The organism is Vagococcus sp. WN80Y (assembly GCF_059621045.1).
Window position 1 is genome coordinate 1 of the sequence record NZ_JCAQHY010000083.1, and the last position, 4,543, is coordinate 4,543.

The 4,543-nt window shown below is 37.1% G+C and carries 5 protein-coding genes; 3 read left to right on the plus strand and 2 right to left on the minus strand.

What is annotated here, in order from left to right; translation table 11 throughout:
• Positions 1-126: 126 nt before the first annotated feature.
• Both AC5KOD_RS03030 and AC5KOD_RS03035 read left to right on the plus strand, forming a co-directional pair.
• Entirely contained in the window at positions 127-1,575 is a 1,449-nt protein-coding gene (locus AC5KOD_RS03030) for an amino acid ABC transporter substrate-binding protein/permease (protein ID WP_496913061.1), read from the plus strand.
• Entirely contained in the window at positions 1,565-2,302 is a 738-nt protein-coding gene (locus tag AC5KOD_RS03035) for an amino acid ABC transporter ATP-binding protein (protein ID WP_496913062.1), read from the plus strand. The genes AC5KOD_RS03030 and AC5KOD_RS03035 overlap by 11 nt, the downstream gene beginning before the upstream one ends.
• Positions 2,303-2,350: 48 nt before the next feature.
• Here AC5KOD_RS03035 and AC5KOD_RS03040 read toward each other — a convergent pair whose 3' ends face one another.
• Both AC5KOD_RS03040 and AC5KOD_RS03045 read right to left on the minus strand, forming a co-directional pair.
• A complete protein-coding gene (locus tag AC5KOD_RS03040) occupies positions 2,351-2,677 on the minus strand; it encodes a DsrE family protein (protein ID WP_496913063.1) in 327 nt (108 codons plus the stop codon).
• Positions 2,678-2,688: 11 nt separating this feature from the next.
• Positions 2,689-3,027: a thioredoxin family protein gene (locus AC5KOD_RS03045; RefSeq protein ID WP_496913064.1), complete on the minus strand. Its 339-nt coding sequence runs from the start codon at positions 3,025-3,027 to the stop codon at positions 2,689-2,691.
• Between the two features lie 803 nt (positions 3,028-3,830).
• On the opposite strand from AC5KOD_RS03045, the gene AC5KOD_RS03050 reads away from it, so the two are divergent.
• Positions 3,831-4,400, plus strand: coding sequence for an NAD(P)H-dependent oxidoreductase (locus tag AC5KOD_RS03050; protein ID WP_496913065.1), 570 nt, complete (start codon positions 3,831-3,833; stop codon positions 4,398-4,400).
• The last annotated feature ends 143 nt before the right edge of the window (positions 4,401-4,543 follow it).

Genomic DNA, 4,543 nt, shown 5'->3' on the forward strand with positions numbered 1-4,543 from the left:
GACAAAACTTCAAGGAGGAATACTACGACCTCTATCTGTACGAAATAATCATACCCCTTATGGGGATGAAAAGGAACTATCAGAATAAATCTGATAACCTTATTATACGAGGAGGAGACATTAATAATGACTTTACGAAAAATTATGAGACACACAATACTGGCAGTGACGGTTCTATTTGCCTTAGCTATTGGCACAACGACTGCTCAAGCAGAGAAAAAAGATACCTACATCATCGGGACAGACATCACCTTTGCCCCCTTTGAGTTTTCTGACAGTGATGGAAATTACGTGGGAATCGATATGGAGCTTTTAAATCGGATTGCTGAACTGAATAATGTCACCTTCGATATTAAACCAGTTGGCTTTAATTCAGCTGTACAAGCCGTCGAGGCAGGTCAAATGGATGGCGTCATGGCTGGTATGACCATTACCGAAGAACGTCAAAAAAGCTTTAACTTTTCTGACCCCTATTTTCAAAGTGGCATTCAGATGGCCGTTGCAGAAAAAAATACTGACATAGCATCCTACGATGACTTAAAAGGTAAGACTGTTGCTGCAAAAACCGGAACTGAAAGCTCAGAATTTATTGAAAAAAACAAAAAGAAATATGGCTACAAAGTTAAGCTTTATGACACTGCCGACGTAATGTACAGTGTCCTGAGCGCTGGTAATGTCGACGCTATTTTTGACGATTATCCAGTTATCGGGTACGCCGTCAAACAAGGCCAACCATTGAAATTAGTCGGTGACTATGAAAAAGGCGGCAGTTATGGCTTTGGCGTCAAAAAAGACCGCAATCCTGAACTTTTGGACATGTTTAATAAAGGCCTAGCTGAGCTTAAAGAATCTGGTGAGTACCAAAAAATTCTTGATAGCTACATTTCAGCCCCAACTGAGTCAAAAAAAGATGAACAGACCTTCATGGGGATTATCAAAAACAATTATCAATCGTTACTTAAAGGACTCGGCTATACCCTACTAATTACCTTCGCTTCCTTTGTTATTGCTTGCTTCATTGGCATAATATTTGGTTTGATGAGTGTGTCAGAACTAAGCATTTTGCGTGGGATTGCGAGTATCTATGTAGACATTATTCGAGGAATTCCACTTTATGTATTCGCACTTTTTATTTACCTTGGAATCTCAAATTTTGCTGGCATTAAAATGGACCCAGTCGTGGCCGGAATCATCACACTGAGTTTAAATGCCGGTGCTTACATTGCCGAAATTGTTCGTGGCGGGATTAACGCTGTTCCTGCTGGGCAAACTGAGGCAGCCCGTAGTTTAGGAATGCCTTATAGTAAGACAATGGTGCGAATCGTTTTACCTCAAGCTTTTAAAATTATGATTCCCTCATTTATCAATCAATTTGTCATCACTTTGAAAGATACGAGTATTCTTTCAGCTATTGGGATTTTAGAATTACTTCGATCAGGACAAATCATCATGGCTCGGAATTTACAGGCCTTTAAGGTTCTACTAATCATTTCAATCATGTATTTTGTCGTGATTACAGCCTTAACTAAACTATCTAAACAAATTGAAAAGAAGGTGTCTCGTAATGGCAACTAAAGTCTTTGTTGATAATCTAACCAAAAAATTTGGTGATAATACGGTTCTAAACGAACTAAGTACCACAATAAACGATGGCGAAGTTGTTTGTTTAATTGGCCCATCTGGCTCAGGTAAAAGTACCTTTCTACGCTGTTTGAACCAATTAGAAGCGGCAACTAGCGGAACGATTGTAGTTGATGGTTTTGATATTACTGATAAAAAAACTGACATTAACTTAGTACGACAAAACATTGGGATGGTTTTTCAGCACTTTAATTTATTCCCACACTTGACAGTCTTAGAAAACATTATCTTAGCCCCAACAGACCTGAAAGTCTTAAATCAGGATGACGCCAGCCGTTTAGCCATGGAACTTTTAACCAAAGTCGGCTTAGCAGATAAACGCGACGCTTACCCAGATTCGTTATCTGGTGGGCAAAAGCAGCGGGTTGCCATCGCCAGAGCGTTAGCCATGAAGCCTGATATTATGTTATTCGATGAACCAACCTCAGCACTTGATCCAGAAATGGTTGGAGATGTCTTAGAAGTTATGAAGCAACTTGCTACAGACGGGATGACAATGGTCATTGTAACTCATGAAATGGGCTTCGCCAAAGAAGTTGCTGATCGCGTCATTTTTACTGACGGCGGCAAATTTATTGAAGAAGGCAAACCAACCGATATTTTTGATAATCCCCAACATGAGCGAACAAAAGCCTTTCTAGATAAAGTGTTAAACATTTAAAAAGAAGCCTACTTGATGGACATTGCGTCCATTCAAGTAGGCTTCTTTTTACGGCTTAAGGTAAGCATAGCCATCAATCTGTTGCAACTCAATTAACCGTAACACACCTGCTGGAACAATTCTGACCCATTCTGGTAACAGATTAGCTTTAATACCATGGGCATTTAACGCATTTTGACACACTTCAATCGTTACCAGTCCCCCTTTTATGAGTGCTAATTCACTAACCAAATGCTGATCGAGATAGCTAACAACTGCCTCCCCGTTAGCAACAATTATCACCTCGACCTTGCGACTTTCTCTTAGCATATTTCGAATATTTCCGATAACAGTAGGCCATTTTTTTGACTCATCAATATGAATAACTGCCCGCATCTTCTCAACTCCTACTTAACCATCTCGCGATACCCTGAAACAATTTTTTCAAAATCCATTGAAAATTCTCTCGTATTAATTATCCTGGCACGGCGCAAATACTCTCGCCCTTCGACAAATAACAATAAAACTGGGACCGTCAATATATTAAATGCCTCAGCTACTTCTGGTTCTTCTAGCGCATCTAACTCAATCATCGTAACGTCGGTATATGATGTAAGCAACTGTTCAATTTGTGGCTTTAAGCTATGACAAACACTACAATTCGTTTGACCAATATACAAAAACACCAGCTTTTCGCGTGCGATGGTATCACGTACCTCTGATAACCCTATCTCTTTAATAAACATCTAATCCCCCCCTTTTTATGTTCATTATACATGACCGTTAAGTTTCTTACTAATAATAAGTTCCATCCCTTTAGAAAACCAATTGCTAAAATGATAAACGATCTCAAAAGGAGGTTAAGTCTATGTATTTGTTAGATGATAGCAATACTTTGTACTTGTTTATAGGACCAGATGAGTTAGAGCAATTGATGAACCATAAGCATTCACTAAAACAACACAATGCGATGTTTCACTCTTCTTTTATCCTTTATTTGCCAGCTCTGCAACTTAGACATTCTATTTACTTGTAACATATAAAATGCTAGTATTAATAACACAATTAGAAAAGGAGTGTTTTTTATTTTCGACTTTACTTATCCTAAAAAAGGCTATACGATTATTCTTTTATTTCTCATCTTTACTATCGGAGGGACATTTTATAGTCAGGCTTTCACTTTCTTATATTCCTTAGAAGGTCAAGGCTATACTGACATTGATTTACATGTAAAAATGAATGTTATCACTTCTGCAATTATGTTCTTCTGTTGTTTATCACAGTTCACTAAATTTAGAAGCCCTATTTTAATTGTGCCTATCATCTCTGGCTATTATCTATTTAGCGCGATTTCATTTTTTATCAAACTGATCAACACCTACTACTATAGTGTAAGAGCCTTTTCAGCGCCTTACCTCACGTTCCCAGTCATCTTTATTCTTTCAAGTATATTATCAATTTTATACTTATTGGATAAAAGAAAAAGTTAATCAACTTTTGATGACCGCACACCCCATTTAATCTTAATCATTTATCGGAGGTTTTTGCTATCAATATACTCATTATTTACGCACATCCAAATGAAAAAAGCTATAATCACGCTATTTTAAATTCTCTAAAAAATAATATCTCTGCCGATCATCAAATTAAAGTCCTTGATTTATATCAAGAAAAATTCAATCCAATTCTTCAATTTGATGAAGAAAACAAAAGACGAAATATGCAATTTGATCCTACAACTAAAAAATATCGAGACGATTTAATTTGGGCTAATCATATGATTTTTGTCTACCCAATTTGGTGGAGTAGCATGCCAGCTATTTTAAAAGGGTATATTGATCGGGCTTTTGCTAAAGGTTTTGCTTATGAATACAAAGGCCTTGTCCCAGTCGGATTATTACCCAATAAAACCGCAACCATTATCACAACTCACGATACACCCAATTTATATGTCAAATTCTTTCAAAAAGACTATGGGAAATTATTAAACAAACAAATTCTAAAAATGTGTGGAATAAAAACAAAAAAGACATTGACAATGCCATTTTTACGAAATTCTAAAGAGGAGCAAAGAACTCATTTTTTAGAAAAAATCTCTCAATATGCGAGCAAACTTTAATAATTCTATCTGAAGCTGGGACATAAAGTCGTTTTGCTCCGAGCACTACGTAAACTTCGATACCTTAACTCTCTTCGATGTCCCTCATTTCTAAGGGCTAAGGCCCCAAGAATGATGGCTTGCAAGTTTAGTTGCTTAGAAGT

Bases quoted from the DNA above. Each gene is read 5' to 3' on its own strand.
- AC5KOD_RS03035 (WP_496913062.1), top strand. From the start codon at position 1,565: ATGGCAACTAAAGTCTTTGTTGATAATCTAACCAAAAAATTTGGTGAT.
- AC5KOD_RS03045 (WP_496913064.1), bottom strand. From the start codon at position 3,027: ATGTTTATTAAAGAGATAGGGTTATCAGAGGTACGTGATACCATCGCA.
- AC5KOD_RS03040 (WP_496913063.1), bottom strand. From the start codon at position 2,677: ATGCGGGCAGTTATTCATATTGATGAGTCAAAAAAATGGCCTACTGTT.
- AC5KOD_RS03030 (WP_496913061.1), top strand. From the start codon at position 127: ATGACTTTACGAAAAATTATGAGACACACAATACTGGCAGTGACGGTT.